This is a genomic window from Skermanella aerolata KACC 11604 (assembly GCF_000936425.1).
Taxonomy (GTDB): Bacteria; Pseudomonadota; Alphaproteobacteria; order Azospirillales; family Azospirillaceae; genus Skermanella; species Skermanella aerolata.
Genome location: NZ_AVFK01000029.1, coordinates 47,502 through 71,955, shown reverse-complemented (window position 1 = coordinate 71,955; position 24,454 = coordinate 47,502). Strand labels below are relative to the sequence as shown.

General features: G+C 64.6%; 25 protein-coding genes and 1 tRNA gene. 17 read left to right on the top strand and 9 right to left on the bottom strand.

Going from position 1 to position 24,454, the window contains the following annotated elements:
* Positions 1–36: 36 nt before the first annotated feature.
* The 9 genes from N826_RS27270 to N826_RS27230 all read left to right on the top strand — a co-directional run bounded on the left by N826_RS27270 (position 37) and on the right by N826_RS27230 (position 8,076).
* Positions 37–1,305 carry a cysteine desulfurase gene (locus N826_RS27270; RefSeq protein ID WP_044433977.1) on the top strand — a complete coding sequence of 423 codons (1,269 nt, stop codon included), beginning with the start codon at positions 37–39 and terminating at the stop codon, positions 1,303–1,305.
* Positions 1,305–1,775 (top strand): Fe-S cluster assembly sulfur transfer protein SufU, encoded by a 471-nt coding sequence (sufU, locus tag N826_RS27265; RefSeq protein ID WP_044433974.1) that lies wholly within the window; start codon positions 1,305–1,307, stop codon positions 1,773–1,775. Before N826_RS27270 ends, sufU begins: the two co-directional genes overlap by 1 nt.
* The gene (locus N826_RS27260; protein WP_244619443.1) at positions 1,772–2,194 is read left to right on the top strand and encodes an SUF system Fe-S cluster assembly protein; all 423 of its coding nucleotides are present in this window, start codon (positions 1,772–1,774) and stop codon (positions 2,192–2,194) included. The genes sufU and N826_RS27260 overlap by 4 nt, the downstream gene beginning before the upstream one ends.
* 46 nt (positions 2,195–2,240) lie before the next feature.
* On the top strand, positions 2,241–2,579 hold the full coding sequence (locus N826_RS27255; RefSeq protein WP_044433972.1) for a HesB/IscA family protein: 339 nt from the start codon (positions 2,241–2,243) through the stop codon (positions 2,577–2,579).
* Positions 2,580–2,879: 300 nt separating this feature from the next.
* Positions 2,880–3,494 carry a M10 family metallopeptidase C-terminal domain-containing protein gene (locus N826_RS27250; protein ID WP_052832140.1) on the top strand — a complete coding sequence of 205 codons (615 nt, stop codon included), beginning with the start codon at positions 2,880–2,882 and terminating at the stop codon, positions 3,492–3,494.
* Between the two features lie 95 nt (positions 3,495–3,589).
* Positions 3,590–4,321: an RluA family pseudouridine synthase gene (locus N826_RS27245; protein WP_044433970.1), complete on the top strand. Its 732-nt coding sequence runs from the start codon at positions 3,590–3,592 to the stop codon at positions 4,319–4,321.
* Between the two features lie 77 nt (positions 4,322–4,398).
* Positions 4,399–5,640, top strand: coding sequence for a glycosyltransferase family 4 protein (locus tag N826_RS27240; protein ID WP_052832137.1), 1,242 nt, complete (start codon positions 4,399–4,401; stop codon positions 5,638–5,640).
* 11 nt (positions 5,641–5,651) lie between these two features.
* Entirely contained in the window at positions 5,652–7,052 is a 1,401-nt protein-coding gene (locus tag N826_RS40550; protein WP_147040181.1) for a glycosyltransferase family 2 protein, read from the top strand.
* A gap of 277 nt (positions 7,053–7,329) precedes the next feature.
* Positions 7,330–8,076 (top strand): helix-turn-helix transcriptional regulator, encoded by a 747-nt coding sequence (locus N826_RS27230; RefSeq protein WP_044433968.1) that lies wholly within the window; start codon positions 7,330–7,332, stop codon positions 8,074–8,076.
* 20 nt (positions 8,077–8,096) lie between these two features.
* Here N826_RS27230 and N826_RS27225 read toward each other — a convergent pair whose 3' ends face one another.
* The 3 genes from N826_RS27225 to pepN all read right to left on the bottom strand — a co-directional run bounded on the left by N826_RS27225 (position 8,097) and on the right by pepN (position 11,228).
* The gene (locus tag N826_RS27225) at positions 8,097–8,288 is read right to left on the bottom strand and encodes a hypothetical protein (RefSeq protein ID WP_044433966.1); all 192 of its coding nucleotides are present in this window, start codon (positions 8,286–8,288) and stop codon (positions 8,097–8,099) included.
* 167 nt (positions 8,289–8,455) lie between these two features.
* A tRNA-Sec gene (locus N826_RS27220) sits at positions 8,456–8,548 on the bottom strand.
* A 22-nt stretch (positions 8,549–8,570) separates the two neighbouring features.
* Entirely contained in the window at positions 8,571–11,228 is a 2,658-nt protein-coding gene (gene pepN / locus N826_RS27215) for an aminopeptidase N (RefSeq protein WP_044433964.1), read from the bottom strand.
* Between the two features lie 191 nt (positions 11,229–11,419).
* Between pepN and N826_RS27210 the strand changes: the two genes are divergently transcribed.
* The 4 genes from N826_RS27210 (at position 11,420) to N826_RS27200 (ending at position 14,329) form a co-directional block, all read left to right on the top strand.
* Positions 11,420–12,421: a hypothetical protein gene (locus tag N826_RS27210; protein ID WP_044433962.1), complete on the top strand. Its 1,002-nt coding sequence runs from the start codon at positions 11,420–11,422 to the stop codon at positions 12,419–12,421.
* Positions 12,422–12,551: 130 nt separating this feature from the next.
* Entirely contained in the window at positions 12,552–12,986 is a 435-nt protein-coding gene (locus tag N826_RS27205; protein WP_044433960.1) for a molybdopterin-binding domain-containing protein, read from the top strand.
* Positions 12,983–13,129, top strand: a complete 147-nt coding sequence (locus N826_RS43405) for a hypothetical protein (protein WP_157599371.1) — start codon at positions 12,983–12,985, stop codon at positions 13,127–13,129. The genes N826_RS27205 and N826_RS43405 overlap by 4 nt, the downstream gene beginning before the upstream one ends.
* Positions 13,130–13,273: 144 nt before the next feature.
* Positions 13,274–14,329 (top strand): potassium channel family protein, encoded by a 1,056-nt coding sequence (locus N826_RS27200; protein ID WP_044433958.1) that lies wholly within the window; start codon positions 13,274–13,276, stop codon positions 14,327–14,329.
* Between the two features lie 22 nt (positions 14,330–14,351).
* Here the strand turns inward: N826_RS27200 and N826_RS27195 are convergent, their stop codons facing one another.
* From N826_RS27195 to thrC, 3 genes are read right to left on the bottom strand one after another with little or no spacing between them, the layout of a single operon-like run.
* On the bottom strand, positions 14,352–14,942 hold the full coding sequence (locus N826_RS27195; protein ID WP_044433956.1) for a GNAT family N-acetyltransferase: 591 nt from the start codon (positions 14,940–14,942) through the stop codon (positions 14,352–14,354).
* A gap of 48 nt (positions 14,943–14,990) precedes the next feature.
* Positions 14,991–16,253, bottom strand: coding sequence for a M16 family metallopeptidase (locus tag N826_RS27190; protein ID WP_044433955.1), 1,263 nt, complete (start codon positions 16,251–16,253; stop codon positions 14,991–14,993).
* A complete protein-coding gene (gene thrC / locus N826_RS27185) occupies positions 16,250–17,680 on the bottom strand; it encodes a threonine synthase (protein WP_044433954.1) in 1,431 nt (476 codons plus the stop codon). Before thrC ends, N826_RS27190 begins: the two co-directional genes overlap by 4 nt.
* A 182-nt stretch (positions 17,681–17,862) precedes the next feature.
* On the opposite strand from thrC, the gene N826_RS27180 reads away from it, so the two are divergent.
* The gene (locus tag N826_RS27180; protein ID WP_052832133.1) at positions 17,863–18,450 is read left to right on the top strand and encodes a hypothetical protein; all 588 of its coding nucleotides are present in this window, start codon (positions 17,863–17,865) and stop codon (positions 18,448–18,450) included.
* A gap of 29 nt (positions 18,451–18,479) precedes the next feature.
* Here N826_RS27180 and N826_RS27175 read toward each other — a convergent pair whose 3' ends face one another.
* Together N826_RS27175 and N826_RS27170 are read right to left on the bottom strand one after the other, a co-directional pair.
* Positions 18,480–19,082 (bottom strand): hypothetical protein, encoded by a 603-nt coding sequence (locus N826_RS27175; protein ID WP_044433951.1) that lies wholly within the window; start codon positions 19,080–19,082, stop codon positions 18,480–18,482.
* Positions 19,083–19,091: 9 nt separating this feature from the next.
* Positions 19,092–20,243 (bottom strand): FIST signal transduction protein, encoded by a 1,152-nt coding sequence (locus N826_RS27170; RefSeq protein ID WP_044433949.1) that lies wholly within the window; start codon positions 20,241–20,243, stop codon positions 19,092–19,094.
* 630 nt (positions 20,244–20,873) lie between these two features.
* Here N826_RS27170 and N826_RS40545 point away from each other — a divergent pair.
* A complete protein-coding gene (locus tag N826_RS40545; RefSeq protein WP_052832131.1) occupies positions 20,874–21,239 on the top strand; it encodes a response regulator in 366 nt (121 codons plus the stop codon).
* Positions 21,240–21,333: 94 nt separating this feature from the next.
* Positions 21,334–22,098 (top strand): 2-keto-4-pentenoate hydratase, encoded by a 765-nt coding sequence (locus tag N826_RS27160; RefSeq protein WP_044433947.1) that lies wholly within the window; start codon positions 21,334–21,336, stop codon positions 22,096–22,098.
* A gap of 160 nt (positions 22,099–22,258) precedes the next feature.
* Here N826_RS27160 and N826_RS27155 read toward each other — a convergent pair whose 3' ends face one another.
* Positions 22,259–22,954, bottom strand: coding sequence for an endonuclease III domain-containing protein (locus tag N826_RS27155; RefSeq protein ID WP_044433945.1), 696 nt, complete (start codon positions 22,952–22,954; stop codon positions 22,259–22,261).
* 230 nt (positions 22,955–23,184) lie between these two features.
* Between N826_RS27155 and N826_RS27150 the strand changes: the two genes are divergently transcribed.
* A complete protein-coding gene (locus N826_RS27150) occupies positions 23,185–24,450 on the top strand; it encodes a S41 family peptidase (RefSeq protein ID WP_044433943.1) in 1,266 nt (421 codons plus the stop codon).
* Positions 24,451–24,454 lie beyond the last annotated feature (4 nt).

The following is a 24,454-nucleotide window of genomic DNA, read 5'->3' as shown; positions in this document are numbered from 1 at the left end:
GCAGAGCCGGGCGCCGGTAAAGGGTAAGGAAACGACATGAACGAGATCACCAAGGTGCGGCAGGAACTTGAGACCGGGACGGCAGCCCCGTTCGACGTGTACGAAGTCCGCAAGGACTTCCCCATCCTGTCGCGGACCGTCTACGGCAAGCCGCTGGTCTATCTGGACAGCGCCGCCAGCGCCCAGAAGCCGCGCCAGGTGATCGACACCATGGTTTCCTGCATGACGGAGGAATACTCCAACGTCCACCGGGGTCTGCACTGGCTGAGCGCCACCGCGACGACCCGGTTCGAGACGGCGCGCAAGACGGTTCAGCGCTTCATCAACGCGCGCGAGGACCGGGAGATCATCTTCACCCGCAGCGCCACCGAGGCGATCAACCTCGTCGCGGCAAGCTGGGGCCGCACCAACCTGCGCGAAGGCGACGAGATCATCGTTTCGCAGATGGAACATCACGCCAATATCGTGCCGTGGCAGATGCTCCGGACCGAGAAGGGCATCGTCCTCAAGGTCGTGCCGATCGACGAGAGCGGCACCCTGCTGATGGACGAGTACGAGAAGCTGCTGGGTCCCAAGACCAAGCTGGTCGCCATCAGCCACATGTCCAACGCGCTGGGCACGATCAACCCGGTCAAGGACATCGTCCGGCTGGCCCATGAAAAGGGCGTGCCGGTCCTGCTGGACGGCTGCCAGGGCGTCACCCACTTGGGAACCGACGTCCAGGACCTGGACGTCGACTTCTACGTCTTTTCCGGCCATAAGCTGTACGGCCCGACCGGCGTCGGCGTTCTCTACGGCAAGGCCGAGATTTTGGAAGGCATGCCGCCCTACCAGGGCGGCGGCGACATGATCGCCCGCGTCACGTTCGAGGAAACCACCTTCAAGGGCCTGCCCCATCGCTTCGAAGCCGGAACGCCGGCCATCGTCGAAGTGATTGGGCTGGGCGCCGCCCTCGACTACCTGATGGGGTTGGGGCTCGACCGGATCGCCGCCCACGAGCACGACGTGCTGACCTACGCGACGGAGCTTCTGTCGGAGATTCCCGGCATCCGGATCTACGGCACATCGCCGCACAAGGCCAGCATCCTTTCCTTCACGCTGGACGGCGCCCATCCTCACGATGTCGGAACGATCATCGACCGGGCCGGCGTCGCGGTCAGGGCCGGGCATCACTGCGCCCAGCCGCTGATGGATTTCTACAATGTCGCGGCCACGGCACGCGCCTCGTTCGGCCTCTACAACACCCGTGAGGAGGCCGAGGCGCTGGCAAGCGCGCTGCGGCGCGTGAAGGAGATTTTCGGCTGATGCTCGACGAACTTCGCGATCTCTACCAGGAAGTCATCCTGGACCACGGCAAGAACCCGCGGAACTTCCGTCATCCGGAAGACGCCAACCGGGAAGCTCGGGGCGACAACCCGATGTGCGGCGACAAAGTCGCGGTCTTCCTGAAGGTCAACGGCGATGGCATCGTCGAGGATGCGGCCTTCGAGGGACGCGGCTGCGCCATCTCGACCGCGTCGGCGTCGATGATGACCGAACTGGTGGTCGGGCGGAGCGAGGAGCAGGTCAAGACCCTGTTCGAGAGCTTCCACGAGATGTGCACCAAGGACGACCACGAGCACGTCCATCACGACGGCGTCGATGACGAAGCGATGGAGAAGCTCCAGGTTCTGGCCGGCGTGCGGCAGTTCCCCATGCGCGTCAAGTGCGCGACGCTGGCGTGGCACACGATGGATGCGGCCCTCAAGGGCGGCGCCAAGGCCAGCACGGAATGAGCGACGGACAGATGATGGACGGACAGGCGGTTAGCGGACAGGCGGCTGGGGGAGGCGAAGAGATGCCGGACGATACGAGTGGACAGGTTCTTGAGCAGACGCCCGTCGTGGACAACGAAGTCCTGATGGAACAGGTGCTCGACGCGATTCGCACGGTCTACGACCCCGAGATCCCGGTAAACATTTGGGAACTCGGACTGGTCTATCGTGTCGATGTCGACAGCGACCGGAACGTCGAGGTCGACATGACCCTGACGGCGCCGTCCTGTCCGGTCGCCGGCGAAATGCCGGTGCAGGTCCAGCAGGTGATCGAGAACCTCGACGCGGTCAAGTCGTGCAAGGTCGAACTGGTTTGGGAACCGTCCTGGCACCCCGGCATGATGTCGGACGAGGCCAAGGTCGCACTGGACATGTTCTGATCGGGAAGATCTCGATCGGGAAGAATGAAGTCGGAGACAGAGTGAAATGGCGCTACCCAAGGCAATGACGATCACGGACGCCGCGGCGGAGCGGGTCAAGCAGATCATGTCCAAGTCCGAGAAGCCTGCTATCGGCCTGCGCGTCGGCGTCAAGGCCCGTGGCTGCTCCGGTCTCAGCTACACCGTCGAATACGCTGATGAGGTCAAGAAGTTCGAGGAAGTCGTGGAGGACAAGGGCGTCAAGATCCTGATCGACCCCGCCGCCACCATGTTCCTGATCGGCACCGAAATGGACTTCGTGGACGACAAGCTGCAAAGCGGCTTCGTCTTCAAGAACCCCAACGAGAAAGCCCGCTGCGGCTGCGGCGAGAGCTTCAGCGTCTGATATTCGTTAATTTTAGCGTACAAAAGCACGCTCCCGTAGGTCGGGCCTGCTCGTTTACCGTGAGCGTGCTCGTTTACAGCAGCCGGAGGCGCAGTCAGAAGGCTCGCCTCCCGAAGTTCACCGATTGATCTCAAACCGCGCCCGACGCACGGCGTAAATAAAAATTGTCTCCTGTCACTCGCGCGACAGCAGAAGATGTCATCCCGCGGCATTCATTGGGTCATGGCGCAAATGTCGCCGGGTCAAGGCCAAGCTTTCGCAAGCGAACTTTGACAAAAACCCAACCCCTGGAGACATGACATGGCTTTTATATCTGGCACTAACGGCGATGACGTTCTCAGCGGCACGCCCCAGACCGACTTCGTCAATCTATTGGCAGGCAACGACTTTTTCTTTTCGGGTGCTGGAAACGACACCGTGCTCGGCGGCACCGGCAACGACGCCATTCGCGGCGATGCGGGCAATGACGACCTGCTTGGCGAAGCCGGCAACGATTTCCTCGTCGGCGGCAGCGGCAACGACAGGCTCAACGGCGGCACCGGCAGCGACAGGATCGACGGCGGTTCCGGCGTGGATACCATGACCGGCGGAAGCGGCATCGACATTTTCGACTTCAATTCCCTGCTCGACAGCGGCACGGGTGTCGGCAATCGCGATATCATCACGGATTTCCAGCGCGGAACCGACAAGATCGACCTTTCCAGCATCGACGCCAACCCCAACATCGCCGGAAACCAGGCGTTCTCCTTCATCGGCACCGGCAGTTTCACGGGTGTCGGCCAGCTGTCCTTCTCGATCTCGCCCACGACCGGCGGTCTGCGCGTCCTGTTGAATACCGATGCGGATGCCCAGAGCGACATGCAGATCGAACTCACCGGCCAGACCACCGTGTCATCGAACGATTTCTTCCTGTAACCCATCTGGGCCGGCTGGCCTTGAAGGGCCAGCCGGCCATGGAATCCGTCGGGGTGACGAATTGCATGTGTCGGTTCCGGATAGTATGGGAATGCATGTCCGTGATCGAACAGCCGCCAGCTTGCCCGGAAACGCCAACCGCCGCGATCACGGCGGAAAGCTTGAAGGACCGCGTCCTCCATCTCGACCATGACGTCCTGATCCTAGACAAACCGGCGGGCCTGCTGGTCCATCCGGGGCCGCGCGGCCAGGGCAGCCTGAGCGATTTCCTGCCCGACCTGTGGTTCGAGATGGCGCGGCCGCCTGCCCTCGCCCATCGGCTGGACCGCGACACCAGCGGCTGCCTCGTCCTGGGGCGGCACCAGAAGGCGCTGATGAAGCTGGGACGGCTGTTCTCGCGCGGGCTAGCGGACAAGACCTACTGGGCGGTCGTGCGCGGCGCCCCGCCCTCTGCCGAGGGACGGATCGACCTGCCCCTGCTGAAGGTGCTGCCGGAGACGGGCGGCTGGCGGATCAGGCCCGACCCCGAGGGCCTCCCCGCCGCCACCCTGTACCGGCTGCTGGGAAGCGGCGGCGGCTTGAGCTGGCTGGAGCTTCGTCCGCTGACCGGCAGGACGCATCAGTTGCGCATCCACTGCGCGTCGATCGGAACTCCGATCGTGGACGATCCCTATTATGGAGATTCAGCCGTACCTCCGGCCGGGCCACTCCACCTGCTTGCCCGCTCCATAACGTTGCCGCTCAGGCAGGATCAGCCCCCGATCGCTGCGGTGGCGCCACCACCGGCGCATATGCTGGCGGACCTTGCCGCCTGCGGTTACCTTTGACAACGCACGGGTTCATCATTAGTTAACCAGTACTTACGGCAATCCACAAAAATCGGCGGGCGTAACCGGAGCAGAAGATGGATGTGACGACTGTTCCCAGACCCGGCACCGCCCCCACATACCGCGCGCCGACGGAACGGCCGGCCCAGGCTGCCGTCAAGGTCGTCTTCTTCGTGTCCGAGGACTGGTGGTTCTGCCTGCACTGGCTGAACCTGGCGCTTCGGCTGAAAGAGCGCAGCCACGAGATCACGATCATCTGCAATGTCGGTTCCGACCGCGAACGGATCGAGCTTGCCGGCTTCAAGGTCGTTCCGCTGCGGCTCGACCGCTCCGGCCTCAACGTCCTCAACGATGTCCGCATCGCGTCCGACCTGGTGACGCTGCTGAAGCGGGAGCGGCCGGCGCTGATCCATTGCGTCGGCATGAAGCCGATCCTGATCGGCACGCTGGCCGCCCGGTTCGTCGGCGGCATCCGCATCCTCAACCACTTCGCCGGTCTCGGCTACCTGTTCTCGTCCAGTCACCTGAAAGCGCGGTTGCTGCGGCCCCTGGTCATGCTGGGCATGCGCGCCGCCTTCTCCGGCCACGAGGTCCATCTGGTGACGATGAACAGGACGGACCGCGACGTGCTGATGCGCTGGAAGCTCAACACGCCCGAGCATACCCATGTCGTCGGCGGCACCGGCCTCGATCTCGCCCGCTATCCGGTCCTTCCGTTCCCCAAGGACGGTCCGGTCACGATCGCGATCACGACCCGGATGATCGAGGACAAGGGGCTGGCCGGGCTGGTCGAGGCGTTCCGCAAGGTCCGCGCCCGCTTCCCCGATACCGAGCTTCTGCTGGTCGGCAAGCAGGACGGCCGCAACCCCACGGCCATCCCGGAAGAACAGCTCAGGGCCTGGGACCGTGAGCCGGGTATCCGCTGGATGGGCCATGTCGAGCGGATAGCGGAGCGGGTCTGGGCGCTGGCCCATATCGCCGTGTTGCCGTCCCGCCGGGAAGGCCTGCCGGTCAGCCTGCTGGAGGCGGCGGCCTGCGGCAGGCCGATGGTCGCGACCGACGTTCCCGGCTGCCGCGAAGTGGTGATTGACGGTGAGACCGGCCTGCTGGTGCCGCTGGGCGATGTCCAGGCCCTGGCGGACGCGCTGGAAAAGCTGGTCGGGTCGGAGGACCTGCGCCAGTGTTTCGGCGCCGGCGCCCGCGATCTGGTCGAGCGGCATTATTCGCTGGACGTCATCAGCGACCGCGTCGCCGGCCTCTACCGCACCCTGATCGAAGACGGGGCAAACGGCGAAACCTATGCAGGGGCCGCCAGGTGAAGGGCAACGGCATGAGCTTCGCCATCACCCGCCTGCTGCTGCTTCAGCAGCTCGTCCTGATGATCCCCAAGGGGATCAAGGAGACGGTGCGCGCGACGCTGTTCCCGCCGCGAGCCCCCCTGGACGCTCCGGTCGAGTGGCTGGAAACACCGCCGGTCCGCCGCGACCAGGGCCAGCCCTTGGTGTCGGTGGTCATCCCCTGCTACAATTACGGCCGGTTTCTCAATGACGCCGTCGCCAGCGTCCGGGCACAGACCCTGCGGGACGTGGAGATCATCGTCGTCGACGACGGATCGACCGACGACGTGACTCCCTGCGTGCTCGATGCCCTGGAAGGTCCGGACCAGGAACCCGGCCTGACCGTCATCCGGCAGGAGAACCAGGGTGCGCCCGCAGCCCGCAATACCGGAATAAAGGCAGCTAGGGGGCTGTATATCTGCTGTCTCGACGCCGACGACACGATGGAGCCGACATATCTGGAGAAATGCGTCCTCCTGATGGAAGGCAACGCCGGAGTGTCCCTGGCCTATTCCTGGCTGCGGGTGACTGGCGCCGAGGAACGGGTCTGGAAGTCGGAGTCGCTCGACCTGGACCGCATGCGCTACTACAACCATGTCAGCATCTCCGCAGTCTTCCGGCGCGAGGCCGGGCTTGAAGGGGGCGGCTTCTGCGCCGCGATGCGCGAGGGTTACGAGGACTGGGAATTCTGGCTGAGGCTAGGCGCGCGCGGATACCGGGGCGAGGTCATCCCGGAGATGCTGGTCAACTACCGCCGCCACGAAGCGTCCTTCATGAACCGGGCGCGGAAGCGCCATGCCGAACTATTCGACGATATCTACCGGCGCAATCCCGCCGTGTTCGAGGATGGCGATTCCCGGCGCGCGGTCCGGCGAGGCTACCGCGACCTGCCTGTCCGCAACCCCTTCGCAAACCTGGACGATCCCGACCAGTACGGCCACATGCTGCCGATGGTCGTTCTGGTGCTCTCCGGTGCCGCAGACGCCGATACGGTGGGACGTCTGGTGAAACTGCTGCGCAACGATCCGGCCCTGTGCGTGGTCCAGGCCGGAGATGCCCCTGCCGGCGGCAACGATGGAAGCAGGGACGGAAGCGCTGTCGCCGACTACACCTTGAAGCACCTTCTACCATCCGGTCTTCACGGCGGCTTCGTCGCGCATCTGGTCCGCACTAGGCCAGTCCGAGCCGTGCTGTGGCACGATCCGGGTGCGGAGCCGGTCGGACTGGCGGAGGTATCCGGTCTGGCGCCTGACGACCTCCTGCTTGGAGCCGTCACCCGGCCAGACGGTCATGTTCCACCCGGGCTGGACCTCCATCTGGTCGTCCGTCCCGATGGCAGCCTGAGCGGGGCCGAGCATTTAAGCCAAGGGTTGCATCCCGTACTGGTGCGCTGACGCGCCGGCTCTGGACTAAACGGTTGAAGACTAACCCTTCCGGGAGAATCCATAGCTACAGCTTCAGGCGCGCGGAGTAATATAAAAAATGAGAAAAATTCTCCGAGTGTTCTCCACACTTTCGGATTGAAACTGATAAATATGCTGAGCGATCGGATGGTCGATGTTGTTCACCCGATCAAAGGATATATCGAATCGCTTCAGCAACAGTCCTGGCCGACGCATCTTTCTCCGGTTTACGCCGGCCAGTCTTCAGCAAATCATAAAGGACAGCAGAGTGCCTATTCCGCCCCCTGCGGCCCGTGGCGCCGCCACGCCCGGACTCCGCCACAATCCGGAGGGTAAGACCGGCAAGAGTTTCGTCGCCTTCAAACGCTGCCTGAGCGCCATGCCGCAAGTTCAGCCCGCCCTGACCGAGATCATGGGGTTCAAGGTCCGGCCGATCGATGGCCTGCATGAGCTGGAATCCCTGCGCTGGAGTTCGGAAACGCTGCTTCTCAGCGTCCGTTCGCTCGACCGGCTGCAGGACATCATTTCGACCGGCAATGTCGGGCTGATGCGCGGCATCCACACGCTCGGCGTCTTCATGCCCACCCAGCTCGGCCGGGTGCGGGAATTCGTGACCCTGCTTGACGGCTGGCTGGTTTGGAACGGATCGGCGGACGACCTGAAGGCCAAGCTGGATCTGGCGGCATCCGGCTATGCCATGGTGGCGCCCGCGATGATCTCGGTGATGGCGGCGGACCAGCACCGGCTGACCCTGCTCGACACGCTGACCGAAGCACACCTGTCGCTGCTGCCGCTGCTGGCGAACGGCATGACCGACGAGGAGATCGCCAACGCCCGGAACGCAACGCTGCCGACCACCAAACTGCTGGTTCGACAGCTACTAGCCCGACTGCAATGCCGCAACCGGACCGAAGCCGCCATCTTCGCGTGGCGGCACGCCACCGCCCTTGCCCAGCGGCAGGCCGTCCTCCGGTCCTATCACGACGTGGGAGCGATGGAAGGCAAGAGCGCCTGATCCGGTAGACAGGACAATCGTCAAAGCGTCTCGGCGCAATCCACCTGATCGGCCGGGACCGCATGCATCTGCCCGGCGGCGTCTTCGACCAGTGCCCAGCCCTCGTGGATTTCGACCAAGGCGACGGGGCTGGAAGCGCAAGGCACCCAGACGAGCTTTCCGCCGGGGGCATCCGGCGGCGCTTGCAGGGCCGAAAGATCTGTTTTCCTCAAAGCACAATTCATTTCCGAGAAAGCCCGAAAGGCGGTGGGGTTCATACCCTAACGAACATCATCCGGAAACGTTCAATCTTAGGAGGTATACTACCCCCTTCGACCGGTTTTTGTCACATAGGTTAAACTTACCGGTCATGTGGCGGGGCGATCGGCGGAGGGACGACTGGCGGAGGCGGATGGGAATCGAACCCACCACACGCTGTTGGCGTGTCTCCGGTTTTGAAGACCGGGAGGGCCACCAGACCCCTGTCGCCTCCGTCGCCCGTTCCAGGACGGCCGTCAGGCCGCCTGAAGACTCTTCGACGCGATCTCGAACACGTCGGGAGACAGATTTGGGGCTCCGACGATCCTTTCCAACTGGGCGCGCATGAAAGCCTGGCGGCGGTCGTCGTATTTCCTCCAGCGGGCGAACAGCTTGACCATGCGGGACGCGACCTGCGGGTTCAGCCCGTTGAGGGTCAATACCTGATCGGCCAGGAATTCGTACCCGGCGCCGCTGCTGTCGTGGAACCGGACGGCATTGCCGCCGGCAAACCCGCCGATCAGGGCGTATACCTTGTTCGGGTTCCGGATCTCGAAGGCGGGATGGTTGAGCAGCGACCTCACCTCGGCCAGGGTTTCGGGCCGTTCCGACATCGCCTGGATGGAGAACCACTTGTCGACCACCAGCGGCTCGTTCTTCCAGGTCTCGTAGAAGCGGGCGAGCGCCGCGTCGCGCTGCGGCAGATGGGTGTCGTTCAGCAGCCCCAGCGCCGCGATCACGTCGGTCATGGCGTGGGCGTTGTGGAACTGGCCGACGCAAAGCTCGACCGCCTCGGCGTCCTCCAGGCTCATCAGGTAGCCGAGCGCCAGGTTCTTCAGGCTGCGCCGGCCGATCGCGGCGTCGATCGCGAACGGCTCGTTGCCGCCCAGGGCGCGGTAAGTGCTCAGCAGATCGTCTCGAAGATGCGCCGCGATGGCCTTCCGGGCGAAGCCGCGCACCTCGTGGATGCCGTCCACGTCGATCACCGGCATCTGCTGGCCCAGATATCCTTCGGACGGCAGGGTCAGCGCCTGCGCCGCGAAGGCGTGGTCCAGCGCCGGATCGTTCAGGATCTTGTCCAGCGCGTCCAGGAAACCCCGGGACAGCTCGAGCGGCCGTCCCGCCGCCCTGTCCTCCACAAGGCCGAGCAGCAGCCGCGTCCCCAGCGTCTGGCCCGCTTCCCAGCGGTTGAAGGCGTCGCTGTCGTTGGCCATCAGGAAAGTCAGGTCGTCATCCGTGTAGGACATGCGCAACTTGACCGGGGCCGAGAAGCCGCGCAGCAGCGACGGCACCGGCGGGGCCGGCACGTCGGCGAACTCGAACACCTGCTCCGCCTCCGTAACGTCGAGCACGCGGGAAGTCCCCTTCGGCACATCCTCCGTTTTCAGGCGAAGTGGGATGTCGGCGCCCTGGGGGTCGAGCAGGCCGAGCGCCAGCGGGATGTGGTACGGCTGCTTGACCGGCTGGCCGGGCGACGGCGGGCAAGACTGGCGCACCGTCAGCCGATAGGTCCTGCCATGCCCGTCATACTCGCCGCTTATGTCCAGTTCCGGCGTGCCTGCCTGCGAATACCAGCGGCGGAACTGGCTCAGATCCTTGCCGGTCGCGTCCTCCATCGCGGCCACGAAGTCGTCGCAGGTGACCGCCTGCCCGTCATGGCGCTCGAAGTAGAGGTCGATCCCTTTCCGGTAGCCTTCGGCCCCGAGCAGGGTATGGATCATGCGGACGACCTCCGCACCCTTCTCGTAGACCGTGGTCGTGTAGAAGTTGTTGATCTCGATATAGCTGTCGGGCCGGATCGGATGGGCCATCGGGCCGCTGTCCTCGGGGAACTGGGCCGCGCGCAGCCGCTGCACGTCGGCGATCCGCTTGACCGGCCGGGAATTCAAGTCGGAAGAGAACTCCTGGTCGCGGAAGACCGTCAGCCCTTCCTTCAGGCTGAGCTGGAACCAGTCGCGGCAGGTCACCCGGTTGCCGGTCCAATTGTGGAAATACTCGTGCGCCACGACAGCCTCGACCCCGAGAAAGTCGGTATCGGTCGCAGATTCCGGCCGGGCCAGTATGTACTTGGTGTTGAAGACGTTGAGGCCCTTGTTCTCCATCGCCCCCATGTTGAAGTCGCCGACCGCGACGATCATGAAGATGTCGAGATCGTATTCCAGGCCGTAGACATTCTCGTCCCAGGCCATCGACTTCTTGAGCGACCGCATGGCGTGGTCGCACTTGTCCTGGTTGCCCGGCTCGACATAGATCCGGAGCGTGACGGTGCGGCCGGAGCGGGTGACGTAACTGTCCTCGACATGGACCAGCACGCCGGCGACCAGCGCGAACAGATAGCAGGGCTTGGCGAAGGGGTCCTCCCAGGTGACGGTATGCCGTCCGTCATGCCCCATCTTCGATGCCGCCACGAGATTGCCGTTGGACAGCAGCACCGGATATTTCAGCGCGTCCGCCGTGATGGTCGTGCGATAGCGCGCCATCACGTCGGGACGGTCCAGAAAGTAGGTGATCTTGCGGAAGCCTTCCGCCTCGCACTGGGTGCAGAAGTTGCCACTGGTCCGGTAAAGCCCTTCCAGCGACGTGTTCTCCTGCGGCTTCAGCTCCGTCTCCACCTCCAGCGCGAAGGCGGCGGGGGGATCGAAGATCGTCAGCGACTCCGGCCCTATGGCGTATTCCGCTGGCTCCAGCGTGCGGCCGTCGATCGCGAGCGACACCAGCTTCAGTTCCTGCCCGTCCAGCACCAGCGGGACCGGCGCACCGTCGGGGAGCCGGACCGGGTTCGCCCGGAGTTGCAGGCTGGACCTCACCCGAGTGACTTCCTCGCCCAGATCGAACGTCAGATCGACCGTGTCGATCAGGTACGGCGGCGGAGCATAGTCCTTCAGGTGAATGGCCTTGGGAGCGGATTTGTCCATTACTGGTCTCTTATCTGGCTGGATCGGGCTTGTCGGGCCGAAGGGCGATCTTAACAGCCTGCCCGAGTACTTGTCGCATGCTCTGTCCGCCGGGCTGATTGCTTATTCCGAAAGCGGTGCTTTGCCGGGACGCGACAACAAGCTATAAAGGAAAACTCGAGTTACCTCCATCGGGCGGATGCGCACAAGCCATGACTGCGGCGGACCAGCTTACCCAGGCACCAGGATCGCAGCCGTCGGCCGCCCCGGCAGCCGACAGCCGCAGCCAGACATTCGCGTTCGAACACAAGGTATTTTCCATGACGGGCGGATACTTCGCCTATGTCAAGAATACCAAGGAAGCCGCCTTCCACCTCCCGCTCGGCGACCTCAAGGGTGCTATCGCACTACCGACCCTGCGGATCGAGTTTGAGCTTGCGCCTGAGACCAACGACGGCAAGCTGCTGGACATCGTCGACAAGGCGCTGCGGTTCGTGAAGGAGATCAGGCCGAACGACTCGATCCCGCACGAATTGCTGGACGGCACGGCATCCTGGACGGTGGAGGAGAAGCACAGGACGATCGCGCGCAACCGGCTGACCGTCCAGCTCGTCTCGTGGCTGACCGGTGGCGACACGCTGATGGTGGACCTGACCCAACTCGAGCAGATCGCCGACGATCCCAAGACCAAGGCAAGGGTACAGGAAGCCTTCACCAAGGCGGCGGAGAAGCTGGGCATCGGGGCGGACCGCAAGCAGGAAGTCGTCGATATGATCGAAAAGCTCGCGCGCGAGCTTTCCTATATCGAGGCGCTGCGCGACCGCTACTGCAAGGTCCAGTACATCAACGCGCAGCTGATCATGCTGTCCAAGATCTACAAGCGGGAGCCCGGCATCCGGAACGAGATCTTCCGCATGCAGGTGCTGATCCGCGCCCCGGTCGCCGATTTCGACTCGATGTTCACCCAGGCCGATGCCCAGACCGGCGAGATCCTGGCGGTGCTGCGCAACATCGGACCGCAGACCAAGTTCATCCGCGAGATGCGCGACGAGCTGCACAACCGGCTGATGCTGTGGGACGAGATGATCAATCCCTGGAGCGCCATCACGGTCGAGCCTTCGGCCGACATGGAAGCGCTGCTGAAGGATACTTACCGGTTCCTGGCCCGCAACTTCGCGGTCAGCAACGACTGGCCCCTGACCGGACGCCGCTGACTGCATACGAACCTCACAATTAAGTGTTATACGGCCCGATAATGGGCTTGCTATACGGCCCGTAGCGGCGCACCATACTGCCCATGTTCGGACCGCATAGGCGGACCCGTTCGAAGCTGGGAGTTCACCGGTGCAGTTCCGCGAAAGGCGTCGCGTCATCCAGGTCATCCGCACCACCTACGATCCCGCTCTCAAGCGCGGACGCTCGGAAGTGGTCGGGAAGATCGACAAGGACGCGCCGGCCATACCCGAGAAACTGCGCAAGTCCTGCTCCGCAGAGGAGCTGGCGGAAATGGAATCCTGGCTTGCCGAGCGGGAAACCGCAGTACGGACCGAAACCATCCGGGACGAAACCGGCTTGCTGGCGCAGCGCATGCGTCAGGCCGCCGACTACTTCCGTCATCACGCTCAGGGGACGTCCCAAGGCAAAATGGACGACGCGCAGGCGGCATTGCACGCGGCGGAGATCCAACTGGCCTGGGAAGACCTGAAGAAGGCAATCCGCAAAGCGGGATATTCGGAATCCCGGCTGGCGAAAGAAAAAGAAGAAAGGGGTTCGCCATGACCACCCAACAGCAACTCGCTTCCAACGTCCTTCCCTCGCTGACCGACTGCCGCCGTGCGATGGACCGCGTCGAAACCGGCGTCGAGACCGCCCTGGCGCTGAGCGTCGCCCTGCTCGTCTGGGCACTCGTCCACGGCCTGTAACGGCGGACGGACGGCACTGGGCGGAAAGCAAGTTTGGAACGACCTCCCCCGCGACCGCGTTGTCGGATTTGAAGTAAACCAGGGGGAGGTTGGCGGTGCCTTGGAATTCCATGCTCCTTTGGGGCCACGGGCATCGGCACAGGCATGCGGAAATTCCCTGAAAGGCGACGGCGCAAGCAGAAGAACGCCCTCATCCTCCACGTCAATTCCGGCCTGTCGCCGGAGAAGACGCTGCTGCTGCGGGCTTGCCTGATTTTCGCCCTGCTCGCCGTCGTGATCGTCATTTTCTGGTTCGACCGTGATGGCCTGAAGGATCAGATCGACGGCCATATCTCGTTTTCCGACATCCTGTATTTCGGCATGATCACCGTGACCACGGTGGGTTACGGCGACATCGTGCCCGTCACCGACACGGCGCGGCTGATCGACGCCTTCGCCGTCACGCCGATCCGGATCTTCATCTGGTTGATCTTTCTCGGCACGGCATACGAGTTCGTCATCCAGAAGATCGTGGAGGATTTCCGCATGGCCCGGCTTCATCAAAGTCTGGAAGGGCACATCGTGGTGTGCGGGTTCGGCCACAGCGGCATGATCGCGGCCAGGGAGATGGTCGCGAAAGGCCATCCCGAAGATAAGATCGTCGCCATCGATCTGGCGGAGGACCGCGTCAGCGCCGCGGCCGATGCCGGCTTCATAGGGCTGCTCGGCGACGCCACCAGCGAGGAATTGCTCGCCAAGGCCTGCGTCGGCCGGGCAAAGGCCGTGATCGTCAACACCCGCCGGGACGACACCAACATCCTCGTCATCCTGACCGTCCGCCACCTGTCGAAGCGCTCGAAGGTCATCGCCAGCATCCGGGACGAGGAGAACATCAAGCTCGCCCGCCTCAGCGGCGCCGACCTCGTCGTGACGCCCACCAGGGTCGGTGGCTACCTGCTGGCGGACGCGGTGGAAACCCAGCACGCGACGCCCTTCCTGTGCGACCTGATGTCGGCCGGCGGCCATATGGTGATGGACGAGCGCACCGCCCGCCCTGACGACGTCGGCAAGACCATGGCCGAGATCGAGGGCGGCGTGGTCGTCCACATCCACAGCGGCGACCGCGAAATCCCTTTCATCGAAAGGGAGCGCTACCGCATCCAGCCCGGCGACAAGCTGCTGATGATCTGCCCGGCGTCCAAGCCGGCCGGCAATCCATGAAGGATTTCACCCGATCAGGATTTTACCCGCGCCATTCGTCCCGCAGGATCGCGTACAGCACGTGGTCGCGCCAGGCGCCGTCGATCCGGAGATAGCCTCGGGCGTAGCCCTCGTACTGGAAGCCGGTCTTTTCCAGCAAGCCCCGGCTGGGGGCGTTGGTCGGCAGGCAGGCGGCCTCGATCCGGTGGAGGCCCAACTGGCCGAAGGCGAAGTCGACGGTCAGCTTGGTCGCCTCGCTCATGTAGCCGCGCCGGGCATAGACCTCGCCGACCCAGTAGCCCAGCGTCGCGGTCTGGGCGACGCCGCGCCGGATATTGCTGAGGCCGATTCCTCCGACCACGCGGTCGGTCCTGCGGTCGACCGCCAGGAAGCTGTACGCCTCGTCGTCGCGCCACTCGATGATCTGGCGGCGCAGGCGTCTGAGATAGGCGGTGCGGGCCAGCGCGTCGGCCGGCCATGTCGGTTCCCACGGGGCCAGGAACGTGCGGCTCCGTTCCCGCAGGTCGGACCATTCGTGCCAGTCGCGCGACAGGGGTGGGCGGATCGACACCCGCTCGCCGTCAAGACGCACGGCGGGAGGACTGATCAGGCCGTTCCGAAGCAATCCGATCACGGCCTGTCGCCATCCCCCGGCTGATTGGTCCATCGATGTCTATTGCGGTCAGGACAGGCGCGCGACGATTCGGTCATAATCCTCAAGCCCGTCCAAAGGCCCCAGGGCCGTCACCGTCGGCGGCTTCAACCGGAGCCGCAGGGCCGCCCGCTTCACCGCGGCGGCATCGACGGCTTCGATCTTCTCCACCATCTCCTCGATCGTCAGGGGACGGTCGAAGATCACCATCTGCTGGCCGAGCTGCTCGCAGCGCGACATCGTGCTTTCCAGCGACATCAGCATGCCGGCCTTGAGCTGGGCACGGGCGCGGCGGACTTCCTCGTCGGTGACGTCTTCAGCGACCTTGCACAGCTCGTCGCACATCACCGGCACCAGTTCGCCGATCTTTTCCGGGCCGGTGCCGGCATAGATGCCGAACAGCCCGTTGTCCTCGTACGCGCCGGAGAAGGTGTGGACGCTGTAGGCCAGCCCGCGCTTCTCGCGTACTTCCTGGAACAGGCGGGACGACATGCCGCCACCCAGCAGGGTCGAGAGGACGGAGTGGGAGTAATAATCCGGGTCGTGGACGCCGACGCCCTCGAAACCCAGCACGATATGGAGCTGCTCCAGATCGCGGTCCTCGCGGAAGTCGCCGCCGGTATAGCGCGCCGGGTCGAGCGGAGCGGGATCGGTCGGGGCCGGCAGGTCGCGGAAGGTCCGCTCCGCCATCTCGACGACCGTGTCGTGGTCGATCCGGCCCGAGGCCGCCAGCACCATGGTCCGGCCGGAATAGTTGGCGCCGATATATTCGACCAGCGCGTCGCGCGGCAGGCTGCCGATGATGTCGGGATGTCCCAGCACCGGCCGTCCCAGCGCCTGCCCCGGATAGGCGCAGGACTGGAAGTGGTCGAAGATGATGTCGTCCGGCGTGTCCTCCGCCTGCCCCAGCTCCTGAAGCACGACGGCGCGCTCGCGTGACAGTTCGTCCTCGTCCAGCAGGCTGTGCTGGAGCATGTCGCCTATCACGTCCAGCGCCAACGGCGCATCCTCCTTCAGGACCTTGGCGTAATAGGCGGTGTGCTCGCGGGTCGTATAGGCGTTCATATGGCCGCCGACCGCCTCGATCTGCTCGGAGATGTCGAAGGCGGTGCGCGTCGGCGTGCCCTTGAACACCATGTGCTCGACCAGATGCGCGACGCCGTTGACCTCGGCCCGCTCGTTGCGGGTGCCGACGCCGACCCAGACGCCAAGAGACGCCGTCTCGACATGGGGCATGGTATCGGTGGCGACCCGCAGGCCGTTGGGGAGAGTCGTTACCCTGATGGTGCTCATGCGGCCCCCAGGGCAGCGGAAGCGGTGCGGCGGGCACGGGACCGGACGAAGTCCTGAACAGCCTTGAGGTCGTTGGGCAGCACGATGACGCGCTCCTCGCGCTCGTAGAGATCGGCCAGACGGGGCGGCAGCGGCGGACGCACGCCGGTCGCCCGTTCGACCGCATCGGGGAACTTGGCGGGGTGGGCGCAGGCCAGCGCCACCAGCGGCACCGACGGATCGAGATGCGGCTGCTCGGCGCGAGCGGCGGCAAGGCCCACGGCGGTATGTGGATCGATCATCAGCCCGCCCGCGCTCAGGCGGGTGCTTGCCATCGTGGCGCTGGTCAGGTCCTCGTCCACCTTGTGGCCGTTGAACAGCAGGCGAGCGCGGCCGAGCTGTTCCGGCGTCACGGCGAAGGAGCCGCCGGCGCGGAACCGGCCCATGCACTCGGTCAGCGCCTTGCCGTCGCGGTCGTACAGGTCGAACAGCAGCCGCTCGAAGTTGCTGGAGATCTGGATGTCCATGCTCGGGCTGATGGTCGGCGTGACGCCGGCCGTCGTCATCGTGCCGGTCGCGAAGAAGCGCGCCAGGATGTCGTTGGAGTTGGTGCCCACGACCAGCCGCTCGATCGGCAGGCCCATCGCGCGGGCGCCGTAGGCGGCGTAGACGTTGCCGAAGTTGCCGGTCGGCACGGCGAAGGACACCGGCCGGTTAGGGGAGCCGAGCTGGACCGCCGCCGCGAAGTAATAGACGATCTGGGCCATGATCCGCGCCCAGTTGATCGAGTTGACCGCCGACAGGTTCTGCTCGTCCCGGAAGGCCGTGTCGTTGAACATCGCCTTGACGAGGTCCTGGCAGTCGTCGAACGAGCCTTCCAGCGCGATGTTGTGGACATTGCTGGACAGCACCGTCGTCATCTGCCGGCGCTGGACCTCCGACGTGCGGCCCTTCGGATGCAGGATGAAGATGTCGATCGCCTCGCGGTCGCGGCAGGCCTCGATCGCGGCGGACCCGGTGTCGCCGGAGGTGGCGCCGACGATGGTGACGCGCTCGTTCCTCTTCGCCAGGACGGTGTCGAACAGGCGGCCGAGCAGTTGCAGCGCCACATCCTTGAACGCCAGCGTCGGACCATGGAACAGTTCCATCACCCAGGTGCTCTGGTCGAGCTGGACCAGGGGCGTCACGGCGGCATGGTCGAAGCCGGCATAGGCGTCGCGGACCAGCGGCGCGAACTCGGCTTCCGTCACGCGTCCGCCCAGGAACGGCGTCATGACCTTGATCGCCAGATCGGCGTAGGACAGGCCGCGCATCGCCCTGATCTCGTCATGGGTGAATGTCGGCCAAGTCTCGGGCACGTACAGTCCGCCGTCGCGGGCCAGACCGGCCAGAAGAACTTCGTCGAAGGCGAGTGTCGGGGCGGCGCCCCTCGTGCTGATGTAGCGCAAGCTCAATGGTCTCCACATCTTGGCGCCCAGGAGCCTCCTGATGCGCCCGGTACACTAGCGAGTGAGCCGGTACGGGCGCAAGGGCCGGGGATGTCTCCAGAGAACAGGCCAGCGAAACAAAAGGCGCATGGATTCGGTTGTTGCGGGGTTATTCCCGCAGTCCCCGATCCGGAGCGAGCCTCTTGAGCCAGACCTTCGACACCCCCGACATCTCCCTCGACACCGCCCAGCGGGAAACCGAAGAGTTCCTGACGGTCCAGATGCCCTCGACATTGTCGGCGGTGGAATACGACATGCCGCGCTTCAGCGAGGAGCCCAATCGCCAGACGCTGGCCCATATTACCCGCAGCCGGGTCGATGTCCGGCACGTCACCGGCACGCCCGACGCCGCATATCTGGTCAGCGCCTTCGGCGAGGACCTGCTGATGACGGTGCAGCTGAACGTCCGCCGCTTCGTCGTGGTCTATTCGGTGCCGGTGACGCTGCCGATCGGATCGAGCACGATAGCTCCTCATTTCGAGCGCTGGGCCACGGGCGCGCAGCATGCGGGATGGATGATCGGCTGGCGCGACACGGCGGCCCCGCGCGAACCCGATCAGCATTGGGTCGAGACCTACTGCTACGCCAACCTCGAGCCCGACTTCCTGGTCAACGACCTGCACAAGCTCTACTGGCGGACCGATATCCTTCAAATGACGCGCTACTTCATGCTGGAAGGGATCAGGGCCGGCGTCCCGCTGTCGCCGATGAACGCGGGCTATCGCATCTGACACCGCCGACGGCGCGCCGGCGCTGGCGGCTATGGCCGGACGGTCGCAATCGCCAGGATGGAAATCAGCCGGCCGGCATGGTCGCGGATCGGGCGATAGGATACTCCGACGACCCGCCCGTCCGGCTGCGCCACCCAGCGGGGAACGGTCGCCATGACCTCTTCGAAAGTCGCGGTGCCGCCGTCGCCGAAGGCAAGATCGACCGCGGCCCGAAACAGCAGCCGGGCATCCTCCCGCAAGCCCAGGACATCGAAAATGGGCCGGCCTGCCGGTGACCGGCCGAACAGGTCGAGACAGGCGCTGGAATAGGTGTCGCCGCAGAGGCCGTCCCGGCCGAACAGCATCAGCGCCTGCCCCAGCCCGCCGAGCATGCTGCGCATGGCGGCATTGAGCGCTTCCAGCTCGCGGTTGGCTTCGGTCAGCTCGTCGGAGCTGATCTGGAGATTGCGGGCCGCCAGCTTCAGCTTCTCGTCGCTCTGCGCATAGGACGCCTCGACCTGATCCAGGAAATGGTCGAACCCGGTCAGCAGCACGTCGGCGGCGTGGTTGCTCCCCAGCCTTTTCAGCAGCCCGACATCCTCGGTATCGAAAGCCCTCCGGAGTTGCCGTCTTATCTTGCGGGAGCGCGTCATGCCGGTCCGTCAATTTTCCAGGGGAATTTCGCAGAAGGAGGCGATCGTCATGGACTGGTTGTGCAACTCGCTTAGGCTGTCGTCGCCATGGGGACCTATCTCCCCATATGAATAGAAACCGGCGATCGGAGTGCCTGCCGGGAACACGGCGCGGACGGCCTCAATCTCGTCGTCGATGTCGTCGCCCAGTACGTTCCTGCGGCCGACGCAGCTGATCAGCAGCACCGCGGCGCCGGCTCCGGAAGTTTCCCTTACCTGCTCAGCGGCAAGCCTGGCGCCGTCGATCAGCCGCTGGTTGTCGGCGTGCATCAGCCGGACGAGACTGCCGGGCTCCAGCGCCCCGGCGAGCGTCAGGGTGCCGGCATCCCAGTCCACCGCCATGACCGACCGTATCAGGCCGGTACGCGCCGAGTCGCTCTGTCCGACCAGGGCCAGCGGATAGAGCAGGCCGCTCGACGGCAGTTCGCTCGCCTTTTCGCCCAGATAGTCGCAGTAGAGCCGCAGGGCCGGCTTGCGGTCCAGCATGCTCAGCACGGGGCCGGACGCCTCGGTCACCGTGCGGGTCGGGCCGAACGAGGTCCAGCCGCTGGCGGAGCCGGTTCCAACCCTGAGATCGGGACCATAAAGACCAACCGCCACGGCCTGGTCGGTATAGACCTGATTGCCCAGGATGGTGAAGGTCTGGCCGAACCGGTTGCCGTCCGCCGCCATGCCGCCGATGGTCGGGGTGGACGGCGGGAGGGCGGCACGCAGGCCGTGGACGAAGGCGTGACCGTCGACTCCGAGGCCGGGGATGAAGGGAACGACGGCAGCGGGAGGACCGGACGACAGAAGAAGGTCGCCCAGCAGATGGCCGGCCGGGCCGGAACGGGCTTGGCTGTCCAGTGCGACGCGCTGCGTCCGAACGACAGTGCTGTCGAAATCGAGCCCCAGCAGCGAGACCAGACCGTCACCGGCACCGCCCACCCCGATCTCTCCGGCGGTCGAGCAGCCGATCACCGTGGCGTTGGGAAAAGCCGCCGACACCCGCCGGGCCACATGGCGTCCAAGGTCGAGATCGGGAGGGCAGAAGCAGAATACGAGGTCGGCGCGGAAGCCGGCCCACTGGAGGCGCAGCGACTCGAGATCCGACGCCGCCGCAGTGAACGACCGCGACCTCATCGTACCGGCAGCCCCGATAGCAAAGCCATGATCTGAACGCCGGCAAACGGTAACGGTACGATTCCAGCCATTTCCTGCCTCTTGATATCAACCAGTCGAGTCTCCGCGAAAGGATAAGCAACATCGACCGAATGAAAGTACGATAGATCACACCTACCCTTAATTTCGATGTGTCCGATCCACAAGGCAAGTGGGATTTAGCGAAAATTTTGACATTTCTTCGGGAAATGGGTCGTCTGCGAATTTCGCCACCATGAACCTTTCGATCGCATCCGCTTTTATTCATACGCCATAAGTGATAAACTCTGTTCATAGACAATGGTAACTTGGCGTCGTTCTCAACATCACCGATGGTTTCGACTTAAGGGGCGAGGACCGTCGGCGATGCAGCCGGGCAGATCGGCGCACTTTCGCCTAATACCGCCTTTTGCCATCCGCCCGGGGACGTGGTAGTTCGTGCCGCCAGCGTGGCGGGACAGGAAACGGGAGCTCGCATGCTCCCTTCGAGACTCAAAAAAGCCGGCCTTCGTCTGCGACAAACACGCCGTATATGCGTTGAAACCAATTACAGCACCCAAGATATTGAACCATCCATACAGCTTGGGTCTATCGCCTTTATGGAGGCCAGATATGGATCACAAACCCCGTCTGATCGTTGCGGAGGACGACCCCCTGATTGCCTGGGCCGTGCGGGTCGGGCTGGCCGATCAGGGTTATGAGGTTTGCGGCTGGGCAGACAACGGAAGGGAAGCGGTCCGTCTGGCCGAACTGCACCGTCCGGATGTCGCCGTCGTCGATTTCGGGTTGGCCGACGGCACCGACGGCATGGCAGCGGCGCGCGAAATATCCAGCCGGCTGGGCATTCCGGTGGTAATGTGCAGCGAAGATGCCGGCGCGGGAGATTGCGCGGACGAGGCGGCCGTGGTCGGCTGGGTGTCGCGGCCTTACCGGATCAGCGACCTGAACCGGTTGATCGCCGCCGCCATACGTCATTAAATCGGTGCGTCATTAGATTACAGTGGGTTTAAGTATCCTGTGCGCTCTAATGCCGGAAACCACGGGATCGAACCGGCAGGATGGGACGGGGAACATGAATCCGATTGAGAGAGCGGCGGCATCGCTGCTGGAAGCGCGCCGCACCGGCGCCCGGCTGGACAACCTTCCCGAAGGCACGGCACCGTCCGACGCCGCCACCGCCTACGCGATCCAGGACCTGATCACGGCGGAGCTGCGGCCGGAACTGGGTGGAACGGGCGGCTGGAAAGTGGGATCAAAGGGCACCACGGACCAGCCGCTCTGCGCGCCGATGCCGTTGGGCCTGTTCCAGAAGTCGCCGGGGAACCTGAAGGGGACCGACTTCAAGACCCGCATCATCGAGGCCGAGGTGGCGTTCCACATCGCCAGCGACCTGCCGCTCCTGGATCGCGCTTACGAGTCGGAAGACCTGATAGACGCGATCGACTTCATCGTTCCGGCGATCGAGGTGGTGGAAAGCCGCTACGCGAACTTCCGGGCGCTTGAGCGCATGTCCGTACTGGCCGACAGCCTGTCGAACGGCGGCTTCATCCATGGGCAGCCCGTCCATGACTGGCGCAGCCTGGATCTGGTGAACCCGACGGCATCGCTGGTGGTCGATGGCGCCGTGACGCTGGAAACGAGGGGCGGCAATCCGGCGGGCGACCTGATGCGGCTGGTCGTCTGGCTCGCCAACCATGTGGCCCAGCGGACCGGCGGCCTGCGCGCCGGTGATTTCGTAACCACGGGCAGTTTCATCGGCATGCAGCCGGTCGGCCCGTCGGCGGATGTGGAAATCCGCCTTTCCGGAGTCGGCAACGCGCGGGTTCGGTTCGAGTAATACCAGAGGCGGCAAACTCTGAGCCGTCGGCACGTCGGTGTTGGGCCACGGCCCAACCTACAGGCTCCTGCTTCGTAGGTTGGGCCGTGGCCCAACAACTCCGCCATGAAGGAAAGTCGCACGATAGGCCGGAACTATCCGGTTCCGGTAGCTCCGGACCTCAGCGCGGATTGACGACTCCGACTTGCCCGCACATCGACAGCAGCAGGCAAGTCGAGCATTTCGGACGCGCCGCCGTGCAGACGAATTTGCCGAACGGCACCAACCGCTCGTTGATCTCGATCCAGTAGCGCTGCGGAAGCCTCGTTTCCAGCGCCAGCATGGTGCGCTCCGGGCTGGTGGCGGCGACATAGCCCCAGCGGTTGGTGATCCGGTGGACATGGACGTCGACCGCGACGGCGGGGCGGCCGAAACCGACCGCCAGGGTAAGCGCCGCGATTTTAGGGCCGACTCCGCGAAACTCTATCAGCTCGGCAAGCGAGTCAGGCACCTTGCCGCCGTGCTCGTCGATGATCTGGCGGGCGATCACCTTCAGGTCGCGGGCCTTGGGCTCCGGGAACGTGGCTCCCATCAGCAGGGCGACCAGCCTGTCTTCCGGAAGAGCGACGAAGTCTTCCGGCGTGCGCGCCTCGGCGAACAGGCGCAGGCAAACCTCCACGGTGGTCTCGTCGCGGGTGCGGGCTGAGATCAGGCTGCCGACGAGTTGCTCGAACGGCGTCCCGTAGCCTCGGTCGCGCAGGTCGAACATGGCCGCTTTCGGCAGATCAGCCACGGCCCGGCGCAGGCGCTCGAACACCACGTCAATATCCAGTGGTTCCTTGCCGGTTTGCGGCGTTGACGCGTGCGTCTGGGACATGCCACGCCAACCGCCGGAACGGGTCGGTGGTTCCATCGGCCGGCACTCGCCGCAATCGTCTTTCATCCACGCAATAAATGCGAAGACGCCACGGCGTCATTCACCGCTCAGGGGACCCTGGGGGAACAAAAAACATTGCCGGAAGGCCAGAAGACCACACAGAATTTTAACTATAAGCCGGATAGGTTTGGATCATGCACTAGCGTTCTTGGTCAGAAAGGAATGCGCCCATGAACCGGACCCGCACCGCCCTCGCCGCCTCCCTGCTGCTGTTCTCGCCATTGCAGGCGATGGGACAGACCGTGGAGCCAGCGGCAACGGTGCAAGCTTCGGCCGATCATGAGGCCGTTCCGGCGGGGCGGGAGATGTCCCGGGCCGAAGCGCTGACCCTGTTCAACTCGGCATTTTCCCAGTTCAGGAACGGGTTCGTCGATCGGGTCGATGCCGACAAGCTGATCGAAGCCGCCATCGGCGGGCTTCTGACATCGCTCGATCCGCATTCAAAATACCTCAACCCCGACAAGTATGCCGAGAACAAGGCGCAGAACAGCGGCGAGTTCGGCGGCGTCGGGGTCGAGATGGCCGTCGAAAACGGCTTGGTCAAGGTGCTCACCCCGATCGAGGACTCGCCCGCCTTCCGCGCCGGCGTGCTGCCGGGCGACTTCTTCACCCACATCAACGGCGAACCGGTTCGCGGCGTCACCCTCGTCGAGGCGATGGAGCGCATGCGCGGCAGCATCGGCACGCCGCTGCGGCTGACCATCCAGCGCGGCAGCGGCGGCCAGAGCTTCGACCTGACGCTGATGCGCGAGCTGGTCAAGAGCCCGGCGGTGCGCTGGCGGACGGAGGGAACCGTCGGCTACGTCAAGATCGGCGGCTTCACACAGCAGACCCAGCCCGGCCTGGAAAAGGCCATGGCGGGAATCGCGGCCGAGCTGGGTCCCCGGCTGACCGGCTACGTGCTGGACCTGCGCGACAATCCGGGAGGGCTGGTCAAGCAGGCGATCTCGGTCTGCGACAGCTTCCTGGACCAGGGCGAGATCGTGTCCACCCGCGGCCGCGATCCCGACTCGGCGCGGCACTACTTCGCGACGCCGGGCGACTTAGCGCACGGCAAGCCGATCGTGCTGATCGTCAACGGGCGCAGCGCATCGGCGTCGGAAATCGTGGCCGGCGCCCTCCAGGACCAGCGCCGCGCGGTTGTCCTGGGGACGCAGACCTTCGGCAAGGGCTCCGTCCAGACCATCACGCCGCTGTCGAACCGGGGCGCCACCCGAATGACGACGGCGCGCTACTACACGCCGTCAGGACGCTCCATCCAGGCGCTCGGCATTACCCCGGACATGACGGTCGAACAGGCCCGGGTGACTCTCGCGGGCGACCATGGGCAGGAGGGCGACTACCAGCTTACCCGGGCGCTGGACATCGTGCGCGGCGCCGCAGTCTTCACGGCGCCGGTCTCCGCCACGGCGCAGCAGGCGCAACTGGTTCAGTAAGCCG